This window comes from Bradyrhizobium sp. AZCC 1588 (assembly GCF_036924735.1).
Lineage (GTDB): Bacteria > Pseudomonadota > Alphaproteobacteria > Rhizobiales > Xanthobacteraceae > Bradyrhizobium.
Genome location: NZ_JAZHSC010000001.1, coordinates 392,059 through 418,450, shown reverse-complemented (window position 1 = coordinate 418,450; position 26,392 = coordinate 392,059). Strand labels below are relative to the sequence as shown.

Annotated in this window: 28 protein-coding genes and 1 tRNA gene; 15 read left to right on the top strand and 14 right to left on the bottom strand. The window is 62.0% G+C overall.

What is annotated here, in order from left to right:
* Nucleotides 1-46: 46 nt before the first annotated feature.
* From V1277_RS02030 to V1277_RS02010, 5 genes are all read right to left on the bottom strand, one after another.
* Nucleotides 47-625, bottom strand: coding sequence for an Hpt domain-containing protein (locus V1277_RS02030; protein ID WP_334414809.1), 579 nt, complete (start codon nt 623-625; stop codon nt 47-49).
* Between the two features lie 21 nt (nt 626-646).
* Complete coding sequence (locus V1277_RS02025; RefSeq protein WP_028349127.1) at nt 647-1,192, bottom strand: response regulator; 546 nt, start codon at nt 1,190-1,192, stop codon at nt 647-649.
* A gap of 100 nt (nt 1,193-1,292) precedes the next feature.
* On the bottom strand, nt 1,293-2,072 hold the full coding sequence (locus tag V1277_RS02020) for an NAD kinase (RefSeq protein ID WP_028349126.1): 780 nt from the start codon (nt 2,070-2,072) through the stop codon (nt 1,293-1,295).
* A 124-nt stretch (nt 2,073-2,196) separates the two neighbouring features.
* Nucleotides 2,197-4,341, bottom strand: a complete 2,145-nt coding sequence (locus V1277_RS02015) for an adenylate/guanylate cyclase domain-containing protein (protein ID WP_442894557.1) — start codon at nt 4,339-4,341, stop codon at nt 2,197-2,199.
* Between the two features lie 25 nt (nt 4,342-4,366).
* Nucleotides 4,367-5,038: a hypothetical protein gene (locus V1277_RS02010; RefSeq protein ID WP_334414807.1), complete on the bottom strand. Its 672-nt coding sequence runs from the start codon at nt 5,036-5,038 to the stop codon at nt 4,367-4,369.
* Nucleotides 5,039-5,323: 285 nt separating this feature from the next.
* Here V1277_RS02010 and V1277_RS02005 point away from each other — a divergent pair, with 285 nt between their 5' ends.
* Entirely contained in the window at nt 5,324-6,898 is a 1,575-nt protein-coding gene (locus V1277_RS02005; RefSeq protein WP_334414806.1) for a S10 family peptidase, read from the top strand.
* Between the two features lie 135 nt (nt 6,899-7,033).
* Here the strand turns inward: V1277_RS02005 and V1277_RS02000 are convergent, their stop codons facing one another.
* Nucleotides 7,034-7,570 (bottom strand): tetratricopeptide repeat protein, encoded by a 537-nt coding sequence (locus V1277_RS02000; RefSeq protein WP_334414805.1) that lies wholly within the window; start codon nt 7,568-7,570, stop codon nt 7,034-7,036.
* 295 nt (nt 7,571-7,865) lie between these two features.
* Between V1277_RS02000 and V1277_RS01995 the strand changes: the two genes are divergently transcribed.
* The 5 genes from V1277_RS01995 to V1277_RS01975 all read left to right on the top strand — a co-directional run bounded on the left by V1277_RS01995 (nt 7,866) and on the right by V1277_RS01975 (nt 11,351).
* Entirely contained in the window at nt 7,866-8,111 is a 246-nt protein-coding gene (locus V1277_RS01995; protein ID WP_334374498.1) for a His-rich protein BRANT, read from the top strand.
* Nucleotides 8,112-8,313: 202 nt separating this feature from the next.
* The gene (locus tag V1277_RS01990; RefSeq protein ID WP_334374499.1) at nt 8,314-8,736 is read left to right on the top strand and encodes a hypothetical protein; all 423 of its coding nucleotides are present in this window, start codon (nt 8,314-8,316) and stop codon (nt 8,734-8,736) included.
* 119 nt (nt 8,737-8,855) lie between these two features.
* Nucleotides 8,856-9,899 carry an alpha/beta fold hydrolase gene (locus V1277_RS01985; protein ID WP_334414804.1) on the top strand — a complete coding sequence of 348 codons (1,044 nt, stop codon included), beginning with the start codon at nt 8,856-8,858 and terminating at the stop codon, nt 9,897-9,899.
* A gap of 322 nt (nt 9,900-10,221) precedes the next feature.
* Entirely contained in the window at nt 10,222-10,932 is a 711-nt protein-coding gene (locus V1277_RS01980) for an outer membrane protein (RefSeq protein ID WP_334414803.1), read from the top strand.
* A 179-nt stretch (nt 10,933-11,111) separates the two neighbouring features.
* The gene (locus V1277_RS01975; protein WP_334360988.1) at nt 11,112-11,351 is read left to right on the top strand and encodes a hypothetical protein; all 240 of its coding nucleotides are present in this window, start codon (nt 11,112-11,114) and stop codon (nt 11,349-11,351) included.
* An 87-nt stretch (nt 11,352-11,438) separates the two neighbouring features.
* On the opposite strand, the gene V1277_RS01970 is transcribed toward V1277_RS01975, so the two are convergent.
* The 3 genes from V1277_RS01970 to V1277_RS01955 all read right to left on the bottom strand — a co-directional run bounded on the left by V1277_RS01970 (nt 11,439) and on the right by V1277_RS01955 (nt 12,920).
* On the bottom strand, nt 11,439-11,693 hold the full coding sequence (locus V1277_RS01970) for a hypothetical protein (protein WP_334374504.1): 255 nt from the start codon (nt 11,691-11,693) through the stop codon (nt 11,439-11,441).
* Nucleotides 11,694-12,053: 360 nt separating this feature from the next.
* Nucleotides 12,054-12,476, bottom strand: coding sequence for a hypothetical protein (locus V1277_RS01960; RefSeq protein WP_334414802.1), 423 nt, complete (start codon nt 12,474-12,476; stop codon nt 12,054-12,056).
* Nucleotides 12,477-12,671: 195 nt separating this feature from the next.
* Entirely contained in the window at nt 12,672-12,920 is a 249-nt protein-coding gene (locus tag V1277_RS01955) for a hypothetical protein (protein WP_334414801.1), read from the bottom strand.
* Between the two features lie 413 nt (nt 12,921-13,333).
* On the opposite strand from V1277_RS01955, the gene V1277_RS01950 reads away from it, so the two are divergent.
* Nucleotides 13,334-14,368, top strand: coding sequence for an alpha/beta hydrolase family protein (locus V1277_RS01950; protein WP_334414800.1), 1,035 nt, complete (start codon nt 13,334-13,336; stop codon nt 14,366-14,368).
* A 25-nt stretch (nt 14,369-14,393) separates the two neighbouring features.
* Here the strand turns inward: V1277_RS01950 and V1277_RS01945 are convergent, their stop codons facing one another.
* Nucleotides 14,394-14,933: a MarR family winged helix-turn-helix transcriptional regulator gene (locus tag V1277_RS01945; RefSeq protein WP_334374507.1), complete on the bottom strand. Its 540-nt coding sequence runs from the start codon at nt 14,931-14,933 to the stop codon at nt 14,394-14,396.
* Between the two features lie 383 nt (nt 14,934-15,316).
* On the opposite strand from V1277_RS01945, the gene V1277_RS01940 reads away from it, so the two are divergent.
* The gene (locus tag V1277_RS01940; protein WP_334414799.1) at nt 15,317-16,855 is read left to right on the top strand and encodes a porin; all 1,539 of its coding nucleotides are present in this window, start codon (nt 15,317-15,319) and stop codon (nt 16,853-16,855) included.
* A gap of 401 nt (nt 16,856-17,256) precedes the next feature.
* On the opposite strand, the gene V1277_RS01935 is transcribed toward V1277_RS01940, so the two are convergent.
* Both V1277_RS01935 and V1277_RS01930 read right to left on the bottom strand, forming a co-directional pair.
* A tRNA-Thr gene (locus tag V1277_RS01935) sits at nt 17,257-17,331 on the bottom strand.
* Between the two features lie 170 nt (nt 17,332-17,501).
* On the bottom strand, nt 17,502-17,948 hold the full coding sequence (locus V1277_RS01930; RefSeq protein WP_334414798.1) for a hypothetical protein: 447 nt from the start codon (nt 17,946-17,948) through the stop codon (nt 17,502-17,504).
* A gap of 194 nt (nt 17,949-18,142) precedes the next feature.
* On the opposite strand from V1277_RS01930, the gene V1277_RS01925 reads away from it, so the two are divergent.
* From V1277_RS01925 to V1277_RS01915, 3 genes are all read left to right on the top strand, one after another.
* On the top strand, nt 18,143-18,340 hold the full coding sequence (locus tag V1277_RS01925) for a hypothetical protein (protein ID WP_334414797.1): 198 nt from the start codon (nt 18,143-18,145) through the stop codon (nt 18,338-18,340).
* Between the two features lie 51 nt (nt 18,341-18,391).
* The gene (locus V1277_RS01920) at nt 18,392-19,087 is read left to right on the top strand and encodes a HoxN/HupN/NixA family nickel/cobalt transporter (protein ID WP_334414796.1); all 696 of its coding nucleotides are present in this window, start codon (nt 18,392-18,394) and stop codon (nt 19,085-19,087) included.
* A 74-nt stretch (nt 19,088-19,161) separates the two neighbouring features.
* Entirely contained in the window at nt 19,162-20,136 is a 975-nt protein-coding gene (locus V1277_RS01915; RefSeq protein WP_334414795.1) for a Bug family tripartite tricarboxylate transporter substrate binding protein, read from the top strand.
* Nucleotides 20,137-20,209: 73 nt separating this feature from the next.
* On the opposite strand, the gene V1277_RS01910 is transcribed toward V1277_RS01915, so the two are convergent.
* Nucleotides 20,210-20,461, bottom strand: a complete 252-nt coding sequence (locus V1277_RS01910; protein ID WP_334414794.1) for a hypothetical protein — start codon at nt 20,459-20,461, stop codon at nt 20,210-20,212.
* A 338-nt stretch (nt 20,462-20,799) separates the two neighbouring features.
* Here V1277_RS01910 and V1277_RS01905 point away from each other — a divergent pair, with 338 nt between their 5' ends.
* Entirely contained in the window at nt 20,800-21,816 is a 1,017-nt protein-coding gene (locus V1277_RS01905) for a ribonuclease Z (protein ID WP_334414793.1), read from the top strand.
* A gap of 11 nt (nt 21,817-21,827) precedes the next feature.
* Nucleotides 21,828-22,976 carry a CapA family protein gene (locus tag V1277_RS01900; protein ID WP_334414792.1) on the top strand — a complete coding sequence of 383 codons (1,149 nt, stop codon included), beginning with the start codon at nt 21,828-21,830 and terminating at the stop codon, nt 22,974-22,976.
* Nucleotides 22,977-23,328: 352 nt separating this feature from the next.
* Here the strand turns inward: V1277_RS01900 and V1277_RS01895 are convergent, their stop codons facing one another.
* Nucleotides 23,329-24,402, bottom strand: coding sequence for a class I SAM-dependent methyltransferase (locus V1277_RS01895; protein WP_334414791.1), 1,074 nt, complete (start codon nt 24,400-24,402; stop codon nt 23,329-23,331).
* A 151-nt stretch (nt 24,403-24,553) separates the two neighbouring features.
* Between V1277_RS01895 and V1277_RS01890 the strand changes: the two genes are divergently transcribed.
* Both V1277_RS01890 and V1277_RS01885 read left to right on the top strand, forming a co-directional pair.
* On the top strand, nt 24,554-25,531 hold the full coding sequence (locus V1277_RS01890; protein WP_334414790.1) for an AraC family transcriptional regulator: 978 nt from the start codon (nt 24,554-24,556) through the stop codon (nt 25,529-25,531).
* 341 nt (nt 25,532-25,872) lie between these two features.
* Nucleotides 25,873-26,385, top strand: coding sequence for an Mpo1 family 2-hydroxy fatty acid dioxygenase (locus tag V1277_RS01885; RefSeq protein WP_334414789.1), 513 nt, complete (start codon nt 25,873-25,875; stop codon nt 26,383-26,385).
* Nucleotides 26,386-26,392 lie beyond the last annotated feature (7 nt).

The following is a 26,392-nucleotide window of genomic DNA, read 5'->3' as shown; positions in this document are numbered from 1 at the left end:
AAGTGCGCCTTTGCCCACCCTACAATTTCTCGCAATGACGGGCGGTTTACTCCGCCGGCACGATGCTCGGCGCCAGGATCGCTTCGAGATGCTCGGGGCGGTCGCGGTTGACCTTAAGCAGGAATTCATCCGCGACGCCGCGGAGCTGCTTGCTCAGCGCGCTCGCCATCACGGCGGTGTCGAGCTTCGTGCGTTCGCGCACGATCGCCTGAATGGCATTGATGTGATGGGTGATCAGCTCGGATGGGACCTGATCGAGGTCGGGGGCATGTTCGATGATGCGGCACAGGCTTTCGGCGGCGGCGCCGGCGGAAGGGAAGCCGAACGTGGCGGCATCGCCCTTGATGTCATGGGCGGCGCGAAACAGCTCTTCGCGGTTGTCGATGGTGAAGCCGTCGCGGAGAATGGCCGCGTGCGCGGCCGAGAGCCGGTCCGCCTCGATCATCATCCAGTTCTTGAATTCACCGGATAGTCCTGCAAGCGCCTTCTCCGCGCGCCCGACAGGATCGTCGAGATCGGATTCGGGAACGCGCAGTAAAACCCTGCGCAACGGATTGGGCTGCGTGATCACGTGATGATCGGCAAACGATTTGACCTGTATCGTCCCCGGCTTTTCTTTCGCCATGATGGTCTCTCCAGGCTCGCGCTAAACGTTCGACCGCGCCTTGTCGAGCAACGACGGCTGCTGCATCACTTCCATCTCGCCACCGACCCGGCGCTCGGGGCCGATATAGGCGTTGTTGGTGTTGCGCCGCCGGTCGGGGCCGAAATAGGTCTTGGTCTTGATGAAGGGGCGCGGGTTGGCGACGACGTTGAGGATGCGCTGATAGAGTCCCTTGGCCGAGATCGGCTTGGCCAGAAATTCAGTGACGCCGGCGTCGCGCGCGACCGTGACGCGCCGCTTCTCCGAATGTCCGGTCAGCATGATGATCGGCGCGTAAGGGTTACCCTTCGATTCCGGCTGCCGGATCATCTGCGCCAGTTCGAGGCCGTCGAAGATCGGCATCGCCCAGTCGGTGATGACGATGTCGGGCACGTAGTGGCTGTACATTTCGAGCGCGGTGGCGCCGTCCTCGGCTTCATAGGCTTCGCGCGCGCCAAACGAATGCAGCAGCGTCCGCAGGATGCGGCGCATATGCGGATTGTCGTCGCAAATCAGAAACCGCAGCTTGTTGAAGTCAATGCGATACATGGTCCGGCCCGGCCAAACGGTATACTGGCGTTAACCATATCGCGGCGCCGTTAAGGAATGGTTGCAAACCCGGCGTCAGGAGAGCTCCGGCGAACCCGAATTAATACCCGAACTGCTCGCGCAGGATGCGTTCCTCGAGGCTGTGACCGGGATCGAACAGCATCCGCATCGAAATCGTCTTGTCGGACAATACCTCGACGCGGCGGACGTCGCGTACGTCGTCATGGTCGGCGGCGGCCGCGACCGGACGCTTCTCACCCTCAAGCACCTCGATCACCACAAAAGCGGAGTTCGGGAGGAGGGCGCCGCGCCAGCGTCTGGGTCGGAACGCGCTGATCGGGGTCAGCGCCAGAAGCGCGGCGTTGATCGGCAGGATCGGTCCCTGCGCCGACAGATTATAGGCGGTGGAGCCGGCCGGCGTCGCCACCAGGATGCCGTCGGCGATCAATTCCGCCATCCGCTCATGCTCGTCGATCAGGATGCGCAGGTGCGCGGCCTGGTTGGTCTGGCGAAACAGCGCGACTTCGTTGATAGCGTGATGCAGATGCACTACGCCGTGCACATCGGTCGCGCGCATCAAGAGCGGATTGATCAGGGATTCCCGCGCCGCCGCCAGCCGCGTATGCAAATCGTGCGTGGTGAATTCGTTCATCAGGAAGCCGACGGTGCCGCGATGCATGCCGTAGATCGGCTTGCCCGAGCGCATGTGGGCGTGCAGCGTCTGCAGCATCAATCCGTCGCCGCCAAGCGCCACCACGACGTCGGCGTCGTCGGCGTCATGATTACCGTAGAGCTTGACGAGCTGCGCCAGCGCGGTCTGCGCCTCGGCGCCTGCGCTCGCGACGAAGGCGATCCGGTCGTATCGCTTGGGGGTGGCCATCGGACGACGAACTCATACCTGGCGCCGGATTGCGCCGCGCTCGTCTATACACCTTGGACAGGCTTGTCGAGATGGCCGTCAGGCACTTTCGCGCCGGTAACCTAAACCGGCGGTCATCGGGCCGTCATTTTTCCTGCAACGTCCGGATCGGGTCCCAGTCGTCGCCCGGCAGGTTTTGGGCCAATTCCCGGGCCCGCGCGGCAAACAGCGATGCCGGCCGGTCGATATCGGCCGAACGGCCGAAACACTCTGCGGCGCGCGCGAACTCGCGGGCCCGCCAGTGCGCCAGCCCGTCGGCGTAGTTGGCGATTACGGTCTGCTGCGACGGCGCCAGTCCGGCCGACAGCGCCAGCAACTGGTAGATTTTCAGCGCCTGGGTTCGCCCCTTGACCCGGATGGCGTCGAGCTCGCGCCAGGCGAAGGCCTCGCCGGTAAGGGCCACGGTGGTTTCGGAAGCGATCACGGTGGTGCCGTAGAATTTGTTGGCGCCCTCCAGCCGCGAGGCCAGGTTCACCGCGTCGCTCATCACGGAATAGTTGAAGCGCCGCCGCGATCCGAAATTGCCGACCAGCGCCTCGCCGGAATTGATGCCGATCCGCTGCGCCAGCTTGCAGTCGCGAAACACGGCAGAGGAGGCGTTGAGTTCCGCCAGTTGCGTGCAGCAGTCCAGCGCGGCGCGCGCTGCGTTCGCGGCATGGTCGGGATCGTCGGCCGGCGCGCCGAACACAGCCACGATGGAGTCGCCGATATATTTGTCGACATATCCGCCATGGCTCTCGATGACGTCGGTCATCGCCGAAAGATATTCGTTCATCAGCTCCATCAGCCCGTCGGGCGACATCTTTTCCGCGATCAGCGAAAATCCTTCGATGTCGGAGAAGAACACCGTCACGTTGCGGGTTTCGCCGCCGAGCTCCGGCAATTTGCTCGACGACAGCATGCGGTTGATGACGTGCGGGGCGAGGTAGAGCGCAAAGCTCTTCTGCAGCAGGCGGCGGTCCTTGTCGGCGACGACGAAGCGAAAACCGATGGTCGCGGCCAGCGCGGTCAAGCTGGCCAGGAACGGCTCGACGAGCGGCAGCGCCAACGCGTGGTTGAACGCGACCGTCGCGCCGGCCACGCCAAACACGATCGTGCCCGTCCAGGCAGCGAATGCGATGACGGGCCGGAACAGCCAGGCAGCGGCCGCGGCGAGCGCAGCAAATAGCGTCGCGATCAGCAAGCGGGGAAGCGGCCCAGGTTCGACCACGCCATTGTGCGCGATCAGGTTATTGACCGCGGTGGCATGGATGTAGACGCCTGCAATCGTGCTGATCCTGGATCTCGCGGTGACCGGCATGCTCTCGGCCGTGCAGCGTGGCGAACGTGCCCCTTCGATGCCGGTCGCAAAGCGCTTGGATGTCATTCGCCGATCTTCGATATCGAGAACGGTACCGAAGATCACGACCTTTCCGTCGAACCAGCGCCGGAAATACTCCTTGTCGTTCTTGACAGCACAGGCACGCAGGTCGGCAAACGAGAAGGTAGGGATGTCGTCCGCGCCACCTTCGAAATTCAGCGTCATCGTGTTCGGCACCCGGCCCGGAACCCGGTAGCCGGCGAGCGTCAGCCTGCCGCGCTCGTCGAATTCGGGCGCGGCGCCGAGCGCGCGCGAGGCCAGCTCCACCGCCATGGTAGGCACTTTCGCGCCGTTGATGGTAAAGCTTAGCGGCAGTCGGCGCACAATGTCGTCGCTGTCGGCATGGTCGTTGAGCGGACGGATGTTCTGGCGTACCGCGATGCGCTGTCCTGGCGACGGCAGGATCGGGCGGTCGCCCAGAACTTCGCCCAGCACGACCCTGCCTTTGGCGGCCCCGCCGGCCAGCGCGCGCAGGAAGTCGCGGTCGAAACCGCGAACTTTTTCGCCCAGCATGCCATCCCCAAGCGGTATCTCGGACTGTTCGAGCGAGTTCGGAATCACCACGTCGAAGCCGGCGACCTTCGCGCCGCCTTCGAGCGTCGCGGACAGCACGCGGCCGATCTCGCCGGTCCAGGTCAGCATCGGCGCGCCCTTAAACGGGGCGGTGCGCAGGCTCTCCTCGTCCATCGCAACGACGACTGCGGGCGAAGCGGCCGGATCCTGCTTACGGCCGAACACCTCCCAGCGCAGCGCGGTGAGAATATCGAGCGAGAGCCCGCGGATCGGTCGGGCCGCAGGAGAAACCGAAGCCGCCGCGCAAACCAGCGCGATGGCGGCGATCACAAGCCTGTCGCGCGTGCTGCGTCTTATTCTCAAGCTGGACGGTCCGGCACGCCTATTGCAGCCGCAGCAGCCGGCCGACGATCGGCGTCGCGCCGGGCTTGGCTTGCTCATCAACCCGGAACACGATCTGCGATGACTTGAACGAAGCGGCGTAGAGGCCGCCGGGAGCCAGCGCGACGTTCTCGCTGGCAAAATCGACGAAGCGTCCCTTGAGCTGGGTGCCACCGAGGTCGATCTGCTGACGCTCGCCCGCCGCGTCGAGACGCCGGATGATCAGCTTGCCGCGTCCCTTGGCTTCCACCAGCGGCGAGGCGCCGTAAAGTGTGAGCTGCGGCTGCGGCAGGGAAGCCGCCTTGTTGCTGTCGACGCTGCGCAGCACGGTGGCGGCGACGCCGCTGGTTTCGCGCGTGGTCACGTTGGCCTGGTTGGCATCGCAATTCGTTTTCTCGGCTTTGACCTCGGCGAGGTGAACGGCGCTCTCCTCGGTGCCGACGACAATGGTGCCGGTGCCGCTGATCGTCTCGCGCCGGCATGACTTCAGGTAGCTCAGAATGACCGAGCCGCCGTCGCCGATCTTGATCACAGCCTTGGGCGTCACATAGTCCATGAATTCCGCGCCGGTGACCTTGCCCTGAACGTCTTCGACCACCGCGGCCGGCGAATCTGCGACCGCCGGAGAAGCCAGCGTCAACAGGCCGAGACAAACAGCAATCGAACGTTTCATTCTAAGACCCCATAAAAAAGCGCAGGTTCGTTAGTCGCGCCAGCGCCCGAATGGTTTCATGGATAGATCAAAATATCTGGCCGGTAGGCCAGCGGAACCGACCGATATCACCTAACGGCCGCCGAGGACAACCATCGGGCGCAGTGCAGGGCATTCCAACCCTCTCACGCGATGCTGTCGGGATTGTGATTTCCGCGGGTTTCCTGCCCTTGTGTACCAACGCGTTGTCGCAGTCTCCGGGCAGATTGGCAGGCCTGACGGATCGCGAGCGCAGGGAGTGAATGCATGGCTTCTCGTTTTATGGCAACGCGTCCCATGCGTCTGGCCGCCGCGATTCTGGTCCTGTGTTGCGCGACCGGCGTAAGCGCCGAGGAGGCGAGTTCGCCGACTTCGCAGCAGCCCGCCGCAGCGACGCCATCGCCGTCTCCCTCGGGCCAGAAGGGCGAAGCAGGGCGGGGCCCCGCCGCGACGCCATCGCCGGCAGCCGAACAACATCGCCTGCCGCCGGATTCCACCACCCGGCAAACGCTGACGTTGCCCGGCCGCACGCTCAACTTCACCGCCGCCGCCGGCTCGATCCGGCTGTTCGACGACAAGCGCGAGCCGCAGGCCGATATCGCCTACACCTCCTACCAGCTCGACGGCGCCGATCGCGCAAGCCGGCCGGTGACGTTTCTGTTCAACGGCGGCCCGGGCGCGTCCTCGGCCTGGCTGCAGTTCGGCGACGCCGGACCCTGGCGCATATCGATCACGGGTGAGGGCGCAGTGTCGTCGGCGACGCCCGATTTGCTGCCCAACGCCGAGACCTGGCTGGACTTTACCGATCTCGTCTTCATCGATCCCGTCGGCACCGGATACAGCCGTTTCGTCGCGACCGGCGAGGACACGCGCAAGCGGTTCTACTCCATCGACGGCGACGTCAGCGCCATCGCACTCGTGATCCGGCGCTGGCTGGAAAAGAATGATCGTCTGCTCTCGCCGAAATTCGTGACCGGCGAAAGCTATGGCGGCATCCGTGGACCAAAAATCGTTCGCAACCTGCAGACCCAGCAGGGCGTCGGTGTGCGCGGGCTGATCCTGGTCTCACCCTTGTTCGACTATCGCGACTTTTCCGGCTCGAGCCTCTTGCAGTACATGAACACACTGCCAAGCATGGCGGCGGTGGCGCGCGAAGCCAAGGGACCGGTGACGCGCGCCGATCTCGCTGACGTCGAGCGCTACGCGCAAGGCGAGTTTGTGACCGATCTCGTCAAGGGGCAGGCGGACCGCGAGGCCGCGACGCGGCTTGCCGACAAGGTGGCCGCGCTGACCGGCATCGATCAAGCGGTGAGCCGCAGGCTCGGAGGGCGTTTCGAGGTCGGCGAGTTCCGCAGGGAGTTCGACCGCCGCAACGGCCGTGTGACGGGACGTTATGACGGCTCGGTCTCAGGCTTCGATCCCTATCCGGATTCGAACTCCGCGCATTTCGGCGATCCCTCCGGCGATTCCCTGACAGCGCCGTTGACGAGCGCGGCCGTCGACCTCACCACGCGCAAACTCAACTGGCGTCCCGATGGCTCGTATCACCTACTTAACCCAGCCGTGTACAGGGCCTGGGATTTCGGTCGCGGTCCGGCCGAGTCGGTTTCGGAGCTTCGCCAGATTCTCGCGCTCGACCCGAAAATGAAATTGCTGGTCGGCCACGGGCTTTTCGATCTCGCCACGCCCTATTTTGCCTCGAAGGTAATTCTCGATCAGTTGCCGGCCTATGCGCGATCGGACCGGGTCAAACTCGTCGTCTATCCCGGCGGCCATATGTTCTATTCGCGCGACGCCGCGCGCCAGGCATTCCGCGCGGAAGTTGAGAAGGTGATGAAGTAAATTCGGAAACAACAAAAAGCCGGCGCAGTCCTTGCAACTGCTCCGGCTTTTTCTTCGTCATTGCGAGGATCGGGATAGGGAGGAGCCGTGAGACTGCCCCTATCCCGATCGCAATGACGGGGAGAGAGCGATGCCTCAGTACGCCAATCCTGTCCCCGGCGGCTTTTCGAGCGCGGCGGCGAGCGAGCGATATTCCTCGCTTGTCGTGCCGGTGAGCTGCGCGATCCGGTTCAGGTGATATTGCGCCTGATCGCGGTTGCCCTGTTCGACCTGCCACAGGCCGTAATACTGCCAGGTCTTGACGTGGTTCGGATCGGCCTTCAGCGCGCGCTCGTACCAGATCTGCGAGACCTTGTAGTCGCCGAGCTTGCGATAGGAATAGCCTATCAAATTGGCGACGGCAGCCGAGTCGTCACGGCCGAGCGCCTTCAACTGCTCGATCGCCGACGCATAGTCATGGCGCTCGTAGATAGCGGCGTAAGCAGCGCGATAGCCATCGACGAATGCGGTTTGTTCAATGGCCGGGCGGGCTTCGCTGGATTTCTTTTTCTTCTTCGGCGGCGGAGGCGGCTCGCTGTCGGGATTTGCGTAGACGACGGAAACGACAGGGGCTGCCGCGAGCGTAAGCGACAACATTGCGAGCGTCAAAAGCCTGATCGCTAGTTTGTTCATGCATCTCTCCTGATGGCCGGTTCCACAATCCTACACCGAAGGCCGTTGATGTGAACCCCCGGCAGTTGCGAACATTCCCGCCATCCGCCTTCGATTCTGCCGATTGTAGATTCTGCCGATTTGCCGGCCGCAGTTCGCCTTCAAAAGATGGCGAACCTGCCATGGAGATGAACGAAGTCCGCACGTTCGATTCAGGACGGGTTCACCGCGCCGTGCCTAACGTCGCGCGCATGATCGGCGAGCCCGGCCATTCGGACCGGAGAGCCCGCAGGTCCCCATGGAAGAGGAGACAGCTATGCTCAAGACCTTTTCTGCAGCGCTCGTTGCCGTGTCCGTTCTCGCCGCGCCCGTGTTTGCCGGCACTGCGGGCAAGACCGCGCAAGCTCCAGTGAGCAAGAGTACGCAGGCCCCGGTCACCAAGGCCGAGCAGGGAAAATCGAAGGCGCTGAACGCGAATGCGAGCAGCCATAAGAAGCAGGTCGGCCTCTCGAAGAAGCGTGCCACGGTCAAACCCGCCGCGCCGGCTGCCAAGCGCAGTTGAACCAGCGCGATCGAATCTGATCCGCCGGCACGTTTCGCCCCCGCGTCGGCGGATATCGGACCAGCCCACGTGCCATTGCTTCCCCGATGGCCGTGGGCTGGCGCTGCTTCGATCTGTTCGGGACCGGTAACCGAGATGCGAATTCCATTTCTCCGCCGGGCAGTCTAAGAGACGGCCAACGGGGGCCGGGGAAGCATTTCGCTTGCGAAGTTCAGTCAAAATTGCGGCGGTGGTGCTGTTGCCGCTCGCGCTGTCGGCCTGCGCCGCCAGCGACGAGAGCAAGCCGATCACGTTTACCGACGATCGCGGCGTCTCCAGCCAGCCTTTTCCGAAAAATTACCGCGCGGAAGTGCTGGCGTTTCTGAAGACTTATCTCAACGATCCCGTCGGCGTACGCGGCGCCGTGATGGCCGAGCCGATCGAGCGCGTGGTCGGCGGGCGGCTGCGCTATGTCGTCTGTCTCCGGTTCAGCCCGCGCGAATCCGACGGCGGCTACCGCGAGCCGCGCGAACGCGCCATCCTTTTTGTCGACGGCCGGCTCGACCGCATCATCGAAAACGCCGCGGAGCCCTGTGCGGGGCTGCCCTACGCGCCATTTGCGGAACTGGAGAAACTGACGCGCTAGATCGCGCGCGTGCTGTGCGCTCCACACGAGAGTGTGATGCTGCGCGCCTATACACATCGTGTCCGACCATTTATATCGTATGCGATATAATCGCATGAGATATAGATCGGAGAAAAACTATGTCCTATCCCATCACGCCTGACCGCCGCCGCTTCCTCGGTACCGCGGCCGCAACCCTTGCGGCCGCACCGTTTGCCATGAGCGGGGCGCTGTTCGCGCAGTCCGGCGACGCCGGGGCAGGCGCGGGCAGGCCGGGCGCCCACGCCTCGTTTGCCGCGCTGAAACAGATCGAAGCCGGCGTTCTCAATATCGGCTACGCCGAAGCCGGGCCCGCCAATGGTCCCGTCGCCATCCTTCTACACGGCTGGCCGTACGACATCTACGCCTTCGTCGACGTGGCACCCGTGCTGGCATCGGCAGGCTTCCGGGTCATCGTGCCCTATCTGCGCGGTTATGGCACGACGCGCTTCCTCTCAGGCGATGCGCCACGAAACGGCCAGCAGGGTGCGCTCGCCACCGACGTCATCGCGCTGATGGATGCGCTGAAGATCGAGAAAGCGGTGGTGGCTGGCTTCGACTGGGGCGCCCGAACCGCCGGCATCGTCGCCGCGATCTGGCCGGAGCGCGTCAAGGCGCTGGTTTCGGTCAGCGGCTATTTGATCGGCAGCCAGGAAGCCAACGCAAAGCCGCTGCCGCCCTCGGCCGAGCTGCAGTGGTGGTACCAGTATTATTTTGCGACCGACCGCGGCCGGCTGGGCTACGAAAAGTACCGGCGCGAGTTTTCCAAGCTGATCTGGCAGCTTGCCTCGCCGAAATGGAATTTCGACGACGCCATCTTCGAACGCAGCGCGGCGTCCTTCGACAACCCCGACCATGTTGCCATCGTGATCCACAATTATCGCTGGCGGCTTGGCCTCGCCCCGGGCGAGGCCAAATACGACGCGCTGGAAAGGCGGCTGGGCGAATTTCCAGTCATTACCGTACCCACCATCACCCTCGAAGGCGACGCCAACGGCGCACCGCATCCGGACCCGAAGGTTTACGCCAAGAAGTTTTCCGGCAGATACGCCCACCGTCTCATCACCGGCGGGATCGGACACAATCTGCCGCAGGAGGCGCCGCAGGCCTTTGCCGACGCCGTCGTCGAAGCGGCTCGCTCTTGAAGACGGACGGTCTTGCAGCCGGCAGCCGCGATGGCTGCCCGGCACGGGGCGTCATCTGGCGTTCCCGGGACGGAACCGTGAACGAAATTGGATCACTTTTCGGCGAGGGTTGAACCTTGCCTTAGTCATCCCGGACATCCGCTAAGCGGGAAACCACCTCCTTAACCGGGGAAAAAGCCTGACGTGCGAGGGAACTAAAACGCTTTGTTGCTGTGCCATCACAGTGGCGCGCCATCCGGTCGCGGGCGTTTGCCGCAAAGCAACCTAAATGAAGTCACGTTGTTTGGATTGGTATCCGCGACGTTCGTAACGGGGAAATAGGATGAAGAAGATACTGCTCGGGGCTGCCGCGCTGGCCGTCATGGCGGCTCCAGCCTTCGCGGCCGACATGCCGCCCCGGCCGTACACCAAGGCGCCTGCCTATACGGCGCCTCAAGTCGTCTACAACTGGACCGGGTTCTATGTCGGCGGCCATGTCGGTGGCGCCTTTGCGGGCGACAACTCCCTGCAGGGCAGCGACGTCCGCTTCCTCGGCGGCGTGCAGGGTGGCTTCGACTATCAGTTCGCGCCGAACTGGGTGCTGGGCGCCGAAGCCCAGTATAGCTGGCTGCCCAACAACAATAATAACGGCGTGCTGTTTCCGGGCGGGACGCTCGTGACCTCCAACACCGATCAGATCGGCTCGGTGACCGGCCGGCTGGGCTACACCTGGGGTCCGGCGCTGCTTTACGCCAAGGGCGGTTACGCCTGGCGTGACAGCAATAATCTCGGCGTATCGGTGGCCGGGGTGCCCGCAGGCTTCACTACCAACGGAAACCAAAAGGACGGTTACACCGTGGGCGGCGGCCTCGAATACATGTTTGCCCCGAACTGGTCGGCCAAAGCCGAGTACCAGTATTACAATTTCGGCGACACGACCTTCACGTCCGGTCCTGCCGACATCACCGGCCGTAGCTTCCGCAACGACGAGCACACGGCCAAGGTGGGTGTGAACTACCGGTTCGGCTGGGGTGGTCCCGCTGCTAAATATTGATACCGACTTTGGTATCGAGACGCGCAAGGGCCGGCTTCACGCCGGCCTTTTTGCTTGGCGAGTGCCGAGCGAGCGTGCGCCGGTAATTTTTTGGCAGCCGCGAAAAAAATTTCGCGCTGCATGCAACTTTTCGTCACGATCCGATATTATGGTTCCGGCCGGCTGGTGGGACGACGAACATGCGTGCTTTTGCGTTAGGGCTGATCTTTTCCGCAGCGGCGTTTCCGTGCCTTGCTCAAACTGTCCTGAAATCCGAACCGCTTATCCTTGCTCCCTATGAAGTCGCCTTCGTGCAGGATCCCTCGTGCGGGGCCGGCAAGGTGCGCAAGGTAACCGGTGCGATCAGGGGACTGCAGCGGCGCAAGGCCTGTGTCACCCTTGCTTCGGAACAGGCATCGCTGGTCTCAGCGACGCCGTAGGACCCGACTTCCCGTCTCGGATATCGTCCCGGCGAATGGGGCCCATTCACCGAGGCCTGTCGTGTGTCGGCCGCTTGCCGGCCGACACTACGACGCGAGCTGCAATTCCGTCTGCGCGTCGCGCTCGGCGTCGGCCTTGTTGCGGGCGGGGTCTTCCTGCGGCTCAAGCTGGCAGGGCTTGATCTCGTAGTCATGGTCCAGCACCGGACGGGGACCGGTGTTGTCTCGCCCGGAGATGACGTCGACGACGAGACCGCTCTTCTGGGCGATCTTCCAAACGTCGGCTGCGGTTGGATAGGCCTTGCTCAGCTTGGCATCCTTCGAGAACAGCGCGTAGGGCATTGTTAGCTCCGGTAAAAACGGTCAACGCGGAAGCGGGGGCCGGGTTTCAGGCTTGGCTGCCATGCGGCCATTCCACAGGCTGTTTCGGGAGCAAATTGGCTCGTTTCGGCCCATTTTCGTGGAGTCTCTGAGTCTTTAACGAGCCGTAAATTCCCGAAAAAAGAATCCCCGAGACTCAGTCGCCAGAATCGCCGGATGTTTCCGGCCCATGAGAACGAGCCTCCAGACCTCCTGCGAGCGTGTCCAACTCACGCTGACCGTTTGCCTGTTGGCTGCCTGCGCAGCCAACATGGCGCTGGTCTATGCCTGGCTCTGAACATCAGGACGGAGGCAAGGAGAGCGCAGCAAGATGTCTGGGGTCTACTTCGCCGGCCGCGCCGGCGGCTCGCCTTCCCGGAGCGCAGCGTGCACCTTTGCCATGGTCGCGGTGCAATAGGCCTCGCGCTCGCGGTTGAACCGCTCCTGATGGGCACGGAAATTCGCGACCCGCGCCTTGATCTCGGACTGGATGTCGTCCCGCAGGTCAGGACGCGTGAGAGGGGCCAGCCTCGCTATTTCCCTCGAGGCTTCCTTTGGCGCCTGCGCAATGGGCATCGTCTCCGCCAGCAGGGCCTGGATGTCAGAAAGCGGCGCGGCCGCACGGGTGGGCTCGGATGCCTGGACGGAGAGGACGGTGACCGACGTCGTGACCGTCTTCTCGGCCTCCGGCGGCTTGCCGGTCACCGATTGAACAAACGCCATCGTCTGCGCGATCAGGAGATCGCGTTCCCTCATCCATTTCATGAGACACCTCGGCCCAAGTCATTCGACCAAACGGCTTTTGTGGAATCAAGCAGATGGGGATGTAACTGGGGATAACTGCCGCTCTTTTGCGCGCGAGGTGACAAAACGGTGACAGTTCATGACTGCCAACGCCCACATGGCGTGGGGCGCATCAGGTGATGGTATCCGCAAGCGTGATCGCGCCAGGCGGGGCGCCTAGCGTTCGCGGGGATTGGTGTTCGGGACAAAGGGCGCGCCGATCATGCGCACCGGCGGCTGCTCGCCGACATAGATGATCCGCTTGTCGGCTGCCGGCGAATGCTCGACGCCGGCGGTTGTCCGGTCGGCGAACCGGACCGGCTTGTTGTCGAACCCAAGCAGCGTAGCGCCACCGGCAATCGCCACGCTGAAACACGTGACGATAGCGAGCAGCACCATGTTGCAGTTTTCTTCGCGAATTCTCATGCCGGGAAAACGCGGGAGGGGAAGGGTAGTTCCTGCCAACAGGGTTGAGAGGCGCGCGACGCCCGCAGCAGTGTGACGCCCACTGGATGAGACAGAAGAAGGATTCAGACAGCAATCGTACCTGACTGAGGTGACATCAGGACATGCATTCGACGATGAGGGCGTATGACGATTTGGTATTCGAATCCACCCATAGCTGTATCGGTCGGACCACTCAAAGAAACTGCGGTGGTGGCGGTGATGGCCGGATGCCAAATGCACCTCGCGCAAAGTTGTCCGCTAACTGTCTTGAATCCGTAGTAGACACCTGACGCAATCAATTAAGCTGCGCCAGTAATATGACAATTCACTTTGGTCCGGAAAGCCATGTTCATTGGCCGGACAGCGATGAGTTCTCGACCGAATTCCTGAGGTTGCTGGGGGCAGCGCAGGAAGGCGGCTCGATGATTTCCGAATGCTTCCTCGCCGCGAGCCGGATCGACCCGAGCGATCGCGCCAACTCCTGGCATCGGGAATGGATCAGGATCGCCGATTTCAATCATGAGCGCGCCAATGATGCCTTCGAGCGCGGTCACGTGTTGACCGCACAAAGTAACTGGCTTCGAGCCATCAACTACTATCAGGCATCAACGTTCGCATTGGACGCTGCCGACGAGAAGTCGCAGGACGCGCTCAGAGCCATGCGAGCCTGCGCCCGTCGCTACATCGCGCATCTGACGCCGGCCGGCGAGGTGGTCGAGATTCCCTGGCTGGAAGGCCACGCGTTGGAAGGTTATTTTTTGCCCGCCCTGACCGCTTCTGATCGAGCGCCTGTCGTCGTGTGCATGGGTGACCCCGGCCATCGGAAGGAAGAATATCTCTTCAAAGTGGCACGCTACGCACGCGAGCGGGGCATGTCGCTGCTGGCCGTGGATCTCCTCGGTTCGGGCACCGGCAGCAAATTCGACAAGGTGGTCAGCCGTCCCGATCTGGAATCCTCAGTAGGCCACGTGATGGACTACCTGACGACGAGGGACGACATCGATGAACACCGGATAGGCATCCTCGGCGATGGGGCAGGGTCGTCCTTTGTGGCGCGTGGCGTCGCGCTCGACAATCGTTTCGCCGCCGTGGTTTGTGACGGCGGAATCTGGGATATGCACGAGCGCGCCTTCTTGATGAATCGCCTCTCGCAGGATGGCGCCGAAAGCAGGGGAATTGAAGGTGGGTGGCCCGGACGAAGATTCCATTGCCCGGTTCTGATTACCGTGGGCGGACAAGGCTGGTTGAAAAGCAGCGTTGTTACCGATCTGTTCGAACGGCTTAAGTCCTATCATCCCGATATTTCACTGAAGATTTTCGAAAGCTCGGAAACAGCCGCTGCGCAAGGCCACCATGACAACCCGACGCTCGCTAACGAATTCATCTTCGACTGGGTTGCCGATCGCCTCGGCCTGATATCGGCCTGACGCCGCCGCAAATAGCAGCAAATAGTCATATGTCCATCGCGACCTTCAGGCAGGCCTTCTCGAGGCGATTCTTCAGTGCCGCGAGCTTGGCGGTGAAGTCGACGAGTTCGCGGTCGCTGAATTCGGCAAAGATGAAGTTGTTGAGCTCCTCCTGCTGGGACGCCAAACCTGCAATGTGCTTGTAGGTCTTGTCCGTCAGCGACATCTGCACGACTCGGGCGTCGTCCTCCGAGGTCTTTCGGCGCATGAAGCCCTTCTTCTCGAGCATTTTGGACTGAGTGGTGACGAAGGACGGGTCAACGTGGAGCATCTTTGACACGACCTTCACAGGTACGCCCTCTCCTTTATCCAGATCGGCCAGAGCCATCAGGATCATCCATTGCGGCCCGCTGACGCCGAGGGCCTTTGCCCAGTAATAACGAATCTCCTGGAGATGCACGTTGATGGCGGCGATCTCCCAGGCGAACTGCCGGGCGATGTCGTGATTCTTGCCCCTGAGCTCATGCGACTCTCCGCGTTTGGCGCGGCTCGACGAGTCCGATCCCTTGCGCGGTTCCTGTCCCATGGCGCTCCTTGTTTTCAAGTCTGCATGAAGCAGCTTAGCTGATTTAATAACAAATTCATCCGATTGGGGAGCGCTAAGGTGGGTCTGTGCACACGGCGCGCGGCGCGTACCATGGTGTTGCCGCAGCGACACAGTCGGTTGGGATAGATATAGCTGAGTTCATAAAGTATTTTGATTAAGTAAATTGCGCATGCATAGTTCTGGAGACGGTCAGGGGGTCCTCGATCGTTCCGTTTTGGTGGTTCGCTTAAGTCCCTCGCGTTTGTGCGGGTGTGTCCGAAGACGCGAAAGACTGAGCGGTTTTTAGGGGCGAGGGCGGACCGTCCTCTGGGGGATCATTCAGAGGTCCGCCCTTGGTCTGCAGAGCAACTTGGAGGTTTAACATGAATATGATCAAGAGCCTTGTTCTCGGCTCAGCGGCGGGTCTGATCGCCATGAGCGGGGCGCAGGCGGCCGATCTTCCCGTCAAGGCCAAAGCGGTCGAGTACGTCAGGATCTGCTCCCTGTACGGCGCGGGATTCTTCTATATCCCGGGCACCGACACCTGCATCAAGCTGGGTGGTTATCTGCGCGTCGACACCACGTTCAATGGCGGTATCCAGGGTGGACCGTACTGGTCCGGTGACAACGGCCAGGGCAATCGCTACCGCAACTACTTCAATTCCCGTGCTCGTATGGCGCTGACGGTTGATACCCGTACCGCCACCGAATACGGCGTCGTTCGTACCTTCGGTCAGGGCGACTTCCAGTTCGACACCATCGGCGGTGCCAACCCGACAACCAACGCGACCTTCACTTCAAACTCGCTTAATACAGCAGGCGGTGGCTATGTCGCGGTCGAGTTCGCGTTCATCCAGTTCGCCGGTTTCACCTTCGGTAAGTCGGCTTCGGCCTACGCGACGCCGTGGAACGGCTATCCGGGCAACAACAACTCGTTCTTGATGGGCGGTCCGGACTACGTCACCGGCGTCAACAACATCCAGTACACCGCTCAGTTCGGCAACGGCGTATCGGCCACCATCGGCCTCGATGATCCGACCGTGTTCGGTCGCACCTCGGTGCTGAACCTCAGCACGGGCTCGGCCTTCGCCACGGCCGGCTCCAACGCCTACGGCGGCACGCATGCTCCCGACATCGTCGGCAACATCCGCGTCGACCAGGCCTGGGGTCTGTTCCAGATCGCAGGTAAGGCGCACCTCGTGAACGCTTCCTACAATGTCCTCGGCGCCGGCGGCGTTCCGAACCAGCTGTCGGAAATCTCCGGTCACCCCGAAGACAAGTGGGGCGGTGCTGTGACGGCTGCGTTGCAGATCAAGAACATCCCGACCGGTGCGGGCGACGACATCAAGATCGATGCCACCTACGCCAAGGGCTCCACCAAGTCGGTGGTCTCCACGAGCAGTGCCTCGCCGAGCTTCGTGATGTTCGGCGATACCAGCCGTGCGGGCGCCTACCAGAGCGTCGGCTTCGGCCAGACGGCTGACGGTGTCTACCTGCCCGGCTTCACTGACGGCATCAAGCTGGTGGATTCGTGGGGTATCCGTGGTGCGTACAACCACAACTGGGATCCCTATTGGTCGACCAGCCTCTGGGGCAGCTACGGTCAGGTGCGTTACGGCGGCAACACCGCGGATATCAGCTCGGCCAAGGGTGCCTGGTGCGCCGCCTACAGCGCCGGCAAGGCCGTGTCTTTGGACTACGGCTGCAACCCGGACTTCAACTTTGCCCAGGTTGGTCTGACCACCCGCTGGACTCCCGTCAAGAACCTGACGTTCTCGGCTGAAGTCGGTGCGTTCTTCCTCGACCAGAAGATGAGCGGTGCTGCCACCCTGTCAGCGACGGCTCCCAAGCCGAACACCGTGTACGAGTTCAAGGACCAGAGCACCGTGTTCCTGAACGTTCGCGCTCAGCGCAACTTCTGATCCGGTCGTCCGATCGCTATGCAACAGAGACCCCCCAGCGGAAAGCCGCTGGGGGTTTAGTTTTGGATCACTCTCCGTCCGGGAATCTATCACGCGGGAAGCGTTCGCGAATGGGGCGGCATAACAAAAGCTTGAAGACCTCAAAAAATCCAAAAATATGATTTACTCATGTAATTACATAATCTAATGTGAGTTTATGATAGCCAGCCAAGCTCTTTGGTTGCCTCTCGATCAGAAGGAAACACAACACTCCTTCATGATAAACCTCCGAAACCTCCGGCAATGCCCTGCCGGAGGTTTTTCGTTTTTGGACGGGCTGCGGCGACAACGCGTGATCCGGTTGGCTCTTCCCGGCCTCGATCGAGCCGCGCTACCGAATCATGAGAATCATGTGAAATGGGTGGTGCCGGCTGAGGGGATTGAACCCCCGACCTTCGGTTTACAAAACCGCTGCTCTACCGCTGAGCTAAGCCGGCGAAATTGAAGCGATGGGCGAGCGGTGAGATATCCACCGACTTGGTCCGATCGCGGCTCGAATACCAGACTTGCCGGCAAAGGGCCAGAACCTCCGCGTCCCGCCCAACCAGTCCCGCGCACGGGAAAGGCGGCCCATCGGCCGCCCTTTCTGTGCTCGATTCGGCTGGGCTTACTGGCAAATGTGCCTGCGGCCGTCATCGCCGCGGAACCAGGTGCCGGGGGTGCAGACAAAACCGTTGCGCCGGGCGTATTCGCCGCCGCCGATCGGGGCCCTGGAGGCGGCGACCGGGGCGGTCGCGATGGCTGCGGCGGTCCCCACAGCCCCGCCGACGACTCCGGCCGCGACGTCGCCCGGCCCGAAGCCGCTGTCGTAGCGGTTATAGCTGTTGCGCCAGGTGCGATCCCGATAGGTGCGATCCCGATAGGCCTGATCGCGATAGATCTGCCGCTGGTAACTGCCGGTATAGGGATTTCCCGGTCCCTTGTTCTGGCAGTTGGCGTTTGGATAAAATTGCGCGCAATAGCCGGGATTTCGGATGACCTCCTGCGCGGTGGTGGGGCTAGCGAGCGCCGACACTACTACCGCGGCGGCGGCGAGGATTCCGGATTTTGTCATGGGGGTACTCCGTTGCTGGTGGTGCGGGCTAAGCACGCCCCGCTGCCGATCGTTCCGGTGTTCGCATTCCGGTTGAGTAAAACCGCCGTGATGCCGCTCAACGGGAAGGCGCCGGGCACCGCAATTTCGGTTGTGCGATCCTCAAGCCGGTTGAAGTTCCGGCTTCTTATCATTTGAAGGATCGGGAAATTTGATTGAGCCGCGCCGATGCCCACTACCGCTGCGACGAAGTCCATTTGCGTGGCTATCTTGCAATCGGCGAGAACGCCGCCGAAAAGCGAGCGTGCTACGCCGCCGGCGGCTCGATCATGCGCGCCGCGCTCTACAACGAGCAGGCCGACCGCCGCTCCTGGGCGTCGATGATCAGCCTGTTCGGTGAAGTCTTGACCTGACAAAGGTTTCGGCGTGGTGTTTGATCGGATCGTAGAGAGAGCAGGGGGCGTATGTTCGGAATTCTGGGGCTGGGGTTTTTGCTGGGCATGCAGCATGCGCTCGAAGCCGATCATATCGCCGCCGTCTCCAGCATCGCCGCGCGCCGCAGTCATGTGGCCGATATCGTCAAGCATGGGCTGACCTGGGGGCTCGGCCATACGCTTACCTTGTTCGCCTTTGCCGGCGCCGCCATTCTGCTCGGCCGCGCGATCCCGGACGGCGTTGCCCGGCCGCTCGAGACCGCCGTCGGCCTCATGCTGGTCGGCCTCGGGGCGCATGTGCTGTGGCGGCTGTGGCGCGACCGGGTGCATTTTCATCAACACGGTCATGGCGACGGCACGGTGCATTTCCACGCCCACAGCCATGCCGGCGAAATCACGCCGCACGCCCGCGCCGCTCACATCCACGAACATGGTTTCCGCTGGCGGACCCTGCTGGTCGGCCTGATGCACGGCATGGCGGGCTCGGCCGCACTTCTGGTGCTCGCGGTCACGCAGGCGTCCAGCCCTGCCGTCGGGCTCGGCTATATCGCATTGTTCGGCGTCGGCTCGATGATCGGTATGGGCGCGCTGTCGACGGCGATCGCGGTGCCGCTTGTGGTCTCCGCCCGCTGGCTCACCTGGGCCAATCGCGGCCTGCAGGGCGCGGTCGGCCTTGCCACCGTCGCGATCGGAATTATGACGGTGGTCGAGACGGTGTTGGCGTGACGCGGCATCGTCTCAGCGTTAGGGGCCGGTGAAGAATTATAAGAAACAATCATAAAGTGTTTGGAGGAAATAGAATGAAGCGCCGAGATTTTCTGGCCGGAAGCGCCGCGTGTTCGCTGGCGGCGATGACGGCCGAGGCATTCGCGCAGGCCGGGCCATTGACCAAAATCATCTTTCCCTTTGCCGCCGGCGGTGGCGGGGACGCACTTTGCCGGTTGCTGGCGCAGCACATCAGCCCATTGCTCGATCGCAACATCATCGTCGAGAACCGCACCGGCGGCGACGGGCTGATCGGCATCAAGGCGGTGAAGGGGGCCAATCCCGACGGCACCACCATCCTCGTCACCACGGGGCCAACGATGTATCTCTTGCCGATGGTCGAGACCACGCCGAGCTTCGACGCGGCAAAGGATTTCGTTCCGGTCAGCCAGCTCGTGCGGTTCGAATTCTGCGTCTTCGTCGGCAAAGCCGTCCCGGCCGAGGTCAAGGATTTCAAGCAATTCGTCGCCTGGCTGAAAGCCAATCCGGATCAGGCCACGTTCGGCGTGCCGAGCAACGGTACCATTCCGCATTTTACCGGCTCGCGGCTCGAGCAGGCGCTGGGCGTCAAGCTGACCCGTGTGGCCTATCGCGGCAGCGCGCCGATCATCAACGACCTCGTCGGCGGCCACATGCCGTTCGCGATTTCCACATTGACCGATGCCATTCCGCAGCATCGCGCGGGCAACCTCCGGATTCTCGCGGTCGGCAGCGCGCAGCGCTCGCCGTTCCTGCCCGACGCGCCGACGCTGAGGGAGAGCGGCGTCGATCTGGTGGCGGATGCCTGGTACGGCATGTGGCTGCCGGCAGGCGCCTCGCCGGATCATGCGAAAAAGCTGAGCGGGGCAGTCGCCACCGCGCTCGCCAAGCCGGAGGTTAAGGAGAAGCTCGCAGCGATCGGCCTGATCCCGGTCGGCTCGACGCCCGAAGGCCTGACGAAGGAGCTCGCCGCCAATAACGCCTTCTGGCAGCCGATCGTGAAGGAGACGGGGTACAAGATCACGAACTAAGGCGGGCACCCGGCTCGCACCGACGAAAAAAATGGCCCCTTGAAGGGGCCATTTTCACGCGTGAGCGTTTTTACTAGTCGTCCCAGTAGTGACGCCGGATGACGACGTCTCGGTCGCCATAATAGTTATAGTTGCGGTGGTACCATCCGCGACGCAAGCCGCGATCGCGTTCATAGAAGCCAAAGCGGGGACCACCGTAGTAACGGTCACCGTAATAGTCGCGATCACCGCCCACATAGACGCCAAATCCGCCTGCGCTGGCTGCTGTGGGCGCACCGATGGCGACCGTCGCCAACGCGGCCAGCACGTAAAAGAACTTCCTCATTGTTCCTCTCCATTCGCTGCTACCCGAGGAAAACGAATGCCGCCTTGGCCTGTTGCAGGGAACACCAGGAAACTTTCCTGAATACGCGTTCACCATCATTGCAATGCATGTTCATTGCGCCGATTGCGCCGCGATTCGCACGCGTCGCCTAATCCCCGAGCGTGATGAGATTGCAGCGCCGTCGTTCGATCTAGCCGGTGCGAAGGCCGAAAGTCTGCTTTAATCTGGAAGCTGATGGAGCATTGACCAAATCAAGCTGGCACACAAAGGAGGGTTCCTTGGGCGGTGAAGGTAGAGTGACGCACACGCCGCGTGAAAAACCTGCTGCATAGCTTGTCATGCGACCGATCTTCCATCCGAGCCTGGTCAACGGTCGCTACGGCGACCCGACCGTCTATGTGGAGACGCTCTTCAAGACGCACAGTGTGTTGTTCGATCTCGGGGAAATCGCTTCACTGTCACCGCGGAAGATACGACGCGTCGATCGGATCTTCGTCTCGCATGCGCATATCGATCATTTCGTTGGCTTCGATCATCTGCTCCGTTTGCACGTAGGACTGGAGAAAACTGTACATCTTTACGGCCCGGCCGGCTTTGCCGAGCGCGTCTTTCACAAGCTTCAGGCCTATCGATGGAATCTGGTTGAGAGCTACGGCGCCGATCTGGTCTTCGTTGTCAGCGAACTTGAGACGCCGAACTCCATCTCGACCAGGCAGTTCCGATTGAAGAAGGCCTTTGCCGCGGAACCGCCGGTGTCGAAGACAATTCTTGACGGCGTCCTGTCTGACGAGCGGACCTGCCGGGTTTCAGCCGCCATCCTCGAGCACGGCACGCCCTGCCTGGGCTTTGCCCTGCAGGAGGCGGCCCATGTCAACATTTGGAAGAATAGACTATCCGAGCGCGGGCTTCCGGTCGGTCCGTGGTTGCAGTGGCTCAAGCAGGCGGTTGTGGAAGGCCGGCCGGACGATCATTTGATACGGATCGATGGGGCGGCTTCGGACGGTCGCCTCGAGCCGCTCGGCAACCTGCGTGACCTCCTGACGGTCACTGCCGGCCAGAAAATCGCCTATGTTACCGACGTTGTCGATACGCCGGCCAATCGCGCCGCCATCGTGGCGCTCGTTCAGAATGCGGACATCCTCTTCATCGAGGCGGCGTTCGCAGGCACAGACGCCGCATTGGCGAGGGACCGGGGCCATCTCACAACGACGGCTGCCGGAGAAATTGCGCGGGAAGCCAATGTGCGCCGTGTCGAGCCGTTTCACTTCTCTCCGCGCTATGCGGGAGAGGAGGAGCAGATGCTGACCGAGGTGACGACGGCGTTCAGGGGGCCCACATCTGACGCAAGAACCTGAGCGGTATTTTCATGCTCGAGGAAAGACGTTTGCCGGCTGGACATCGGAAATTGGTGCGACTCTTTCTATGCGGAGATGTCATGTGCGGCCGCGGCATCGACCAGGTGTTGGCACACCCCTGCAGCCCCGAGATTTACGAACATTACGTGCGATCGGCGGAGGGGTACGTGCTGCTCGCCGAGCAGGCCAACGGGCCAATTCCGCGGCAAAACGGGCCGTCCTACGTTTGGGGCGCGGCACTGGGCCAGTTGGCGCGCATGCAGCCGGATGCGCGGATCATCAATCTCGAAACGGCAGTGACCCGCAGCAACGACCGCATGAACAAGGGCATCAACTACCGCATGAGCCCCGAGAATGCAGAATGCCTCGCGGCGGCCGAGATCAACTGCTGCGTATTGGCCAACAATCATGTGCTCGATTGGGGCCGCGCCGGCTTGCTGGAGACGCTGACTACTCTGCAAAAACTCAACGTCAAGGCAACGGGCGCGGGACGCAACGATCATGAAGCGCGCGCACCCGCGGTGCTGAACGTTGGCAAAGCGAGGCTCTTGATCTTTTCGTTTGGATCGACATCGAGCGGCATCCCGCTCGAATGGGCTGCGACGTCAGACGCTCCAGGCGTCAACTTGCTGCCTGACCTCTCCGAGGCGAGCGCGTCAGAGGTCGCCGATCAAGTCATGGCGCACAGGAGGTCGGGCGATCTCGTCGTCGTTTCAATCCATTGGGGATCCAATTGGGGATATCACATTCCCCACGAGCAGAGAATTCTGGCCCGGGCCCTCATCGACAAGGCAGGCGTGTCGATCGTTCACGGGCATTCCTCACATCATCCTCGAGCGATCGAAATTTATCGAGACCGCCTCATTCTCTATGGCTGCGGTGATTTCCTGAATGACTATGAAGGCATCAGTGGTTACGAGCGCTACCGTGACGATCTTGCCTTGATGTATTTCGCCGACCTGGATCCGACCAGCGGAAGCCTCCATGCGCTCAAACTGGTTCCCCTGCAGATCAAGAACTTTCGTCTCTCCATTCCATCGTGGCAGGACATCGAATGGATCCAGCAGACACTGGATGGGAGATGTCGGCAGTTCGGAACAAGGGTCATTCCTGATTCCGAACGGCAGCTTGTCGTTGTCGGGCCTCGGGCAGGGACCTAACCCTGGTCACAGCCGCTTTCGGCGCGCCGCGGACCATCTGCGAACGCTGACGTCTGCGTCCCTCCTTGAGACTTCATTCCGATCCTCTCGCTGATCGCGCCGAGCTGGATGCAGTAGATATCGCGGGCTGCGTCCTGGCCCGATGCTTCGTGCGTTGATGACGGATAGCGCGCTCTACCGCTGCGAGGAAAGCGGCGATCCAATGATCGAGGATCCAGCCGGCCTGGCCAAGTCCTCCCTGGCCAAGTCCTCGATTGCCTTGTTTTGCTTGTAACGTCTGCGTCATGATTAGGCACCTTTGCCACCGGAGAGCAGTGCTCCCGGTGGCGTAAGAAACGACACGCGGTCAGTCTTATCGCCGCGCTTCGAGGACGATGTTGAAGGGTGTCTCGGCTGCGATCCGGACACGGCTAAACCCGGCTTCGCGCAGAACCGCTTCCAACCGTTTTGGTCCTGCCTGCCCACCGAGGGCGAGCCCGACCTCCTGCGCCAGGGAAACCGGCGTGCAGATCATGGTGGAGCCGGCATAATAGAGGCGGCCGACCGGATTGATGTTGTCCTCCAGCCGGTCTCCTGCAAGCGGCTCCACGGCCATGAACGTGCCGTCAGGGGCGAGGGCCTGCAGAATGCGGCTCGCCGCGCCGACGGGATCACCAAGGTCGTGCAGCGCGTCGAAACAACAGATCAGGTCGAAATTGCCGCCAACAAAATTCTTGGCCGTGGCGACATCAAATTCCGTCCTGGCTGCTACGCCGTCGCGTTTCGCGGCGTCGCGGGCGCAGGCGATTGAATCTTCGTGGTTGTCGATCCCGAGAAATCTCGACTGTTCGAATGCTTTCGCCATCAGGATGGTTGAGATGCCATGGCCGCAGCCGATATCCGCGACCCGCGCACCGCGGCCGAGTTTTTCGACCACGCCGTCCAATGCGGGGAGCCATTCCTGCACCAGGTGGGCCTTGTAGCTCACGCCGAAGAAGCGCGACATTCCGCTGAACAGGCAATTGCACCGCTCGTGATAGCCGGCGGCGCCGCCGTTGCGGAAAGCCTTGCTCACCTTGGGCTGGTCAACCATCACCGCCTGGCAAACCTCGAACGAGCCCAGCATGTAGACCGGACTGTCAGGATTGCCGAACACCATGGCCTGTTCGGGATTCATGGAGAAGCGCTTGGTCGTAGCGTCATAGTCCAGATAGCCGGCGGCGGCGTGGGCGCTGAGCCATTCGCGCACAAGGCGCTCGACTGTTCTGGTCCGGCGCGCCAGTTCTTCCGGCGTCACCGGTCCCGACGCGGCGAGCGCGCTGTACAGTCCGAGTTCGTCACCAATGCGCACCAGCGGTGCAATCATGGCGGCGCCGAGATCGCCCAATATCCGCGTAACAAATACTTCCAGCTTCTGCTCGTTTAATTCTCTGACCAAAATGTTCATTGCTGCCTCCTTTGGCGCGATGGGACATAGGTCCTCGCGGGGGTGCGGCAAATGACCAGACTGCCGGATGGCTTGACTGAGCGTCTGAATCCTTCCTATTTTTGCCGTTCGTCCGAGACGCGTGGCCGAGCGTCCGATTGGAGCTGCGACTATGGGGGCGGATGCCCTGTCCGATGTGTTGCGCGCCGTACGACTTTGCAGTGCGATGTTCTTCCATCTTGACGTCCGCGCACCATGGGTGGCCGCGGCGCCGGCATCGTCCGCCTGCGCTTCAGCCGTGTTGCCGGGGGCGCAGCATGTCATCGAGTATCACGTCATTGTCGATGGTTGCTGCTGGGGCGGGCTGATCGATGAGCCATCCGTACGGCTCGACGCGGGCGATATCATCGCATTTCCGCAAGGTTCAGCGCATGTGCTTTCCAGTGCGCCGGGCATGCAGGCGGTCCCTGACCTGAGCTACTATCACCGGCCGACCGCCGACCAGCTTCCCCACAAGGTCCGCCTCGGCGACAACGGACCCGCCGATGCGCGCATCCTGTGCGGATTCCTCGGCTGCGACGCGCGGCCTTTCAATCCACTCTTGGAGTCGCTGCCTGCCGTCCTTCATCTGCGCGGAAGTTCATATCGGGAGAATTCGGGACTTGGTTACCTGATCAATGCCGCACGGGTTGAATCGGAGGGGCGCCGGACCGGCGGGGAGGGCGTGCTGGCCCGGCTGGGCGAACTGCTCTTTGTCGAGGCGATCAGATGCCATATCGAAGCGCTTGGCCCCGAACAGACCGGCTGGTTTGCCGGCTTGGCCGATCGGCACGTCGGTCAAGCGCTGAATCTCTTGCATGGCGAGCCAGCGGCGGATTGGACATTGGATGAGCTCGCGAAGGCCGTAGGGCTGTCGCGATCGACGTTCGCGCAGCGGTTCACCCACCTGATCGGGCAACCGCCGATGCAGTATCTGACGCGCTGGCGCATGCAACTCGCTGCCGGTCTGCTGGCATCTGGAAGCGATCCGATCGCCCGCGTAGCGGAGGCGGTTGGCTACGATTCCGAAGCCGCCTTCAATCGTGCTTTTCGCAGAACGGTAGGGACGCCACCGGCCGCCTGGCGGCAGACGCAGATGTCGCCGGAGTAGGCGCGCGATGGTGCTGGCGCTTAGCGTCGTGGGGTAAAGGGTTCACGAAACGATTGTGACAGGTTGGCTGGACGGCAACACCTGCGGGAAAATTATCGCAATTCGTGGCGGTTCCCGAGACCTGTACGATGCTAATCGTCTGAATTACGGCATGATTTGTCAACGTTGGCAGCGGGCTCGAGGGAGTGTCAAACGTCCCGCGTCCGCGTTTTGACTTGATGATGATTTCCTAGTTTAACTACCATTCTGTCTCTGATGGAAGTTGGGCATCGAAGCAGGTGGGCTGGGTTTTTGGTTGACCCGTCTGGCCGCGTCTGCCGATAGCAGGGGGATAAGACCGCATGAATTCGTATTTTCGGCGGCAACTCGCTGACTACGTCGAGTATCATCGTGACCCCTGGAACTGCGCAATGCATGTGTTCGGCATCGTGTTCTTGTTCCTGGCCGCTATCCTTCCGCTTAGCTTGTGGTCCATCACCGTGTTCGGGTTCCAAACCAGCGCGGCGACCATCGCTGTCATACCGGTGCTCGTCTATTGGTTCCTGCTCGATTTCGCGCTTGGCGCCGGAATCCTTGGAGCCGCGGTTGTGTTGCTCTCGGCTGCTGCCGTGATCGTTAGTCATGCGACGATTGCCGGCATGTGGTCACTTGCGGCCATCTTGATTGTCGTCGGCGTCGCCTCGCAGATTATTGGGCACCGCGTGTTCGAGCGGCGGCAGCCGGCGCTGGTCGACAATCCGACCCACCTGTTGCTGGGCCCAATGTTTGTCATGGCAAAGCTGTTTATTGTGCTGGGCTTTCGGCGCGATCTCGCCATCATCATCCAAGTGCATCCGCAGGGCGCTGCATCTTGATCTCAAT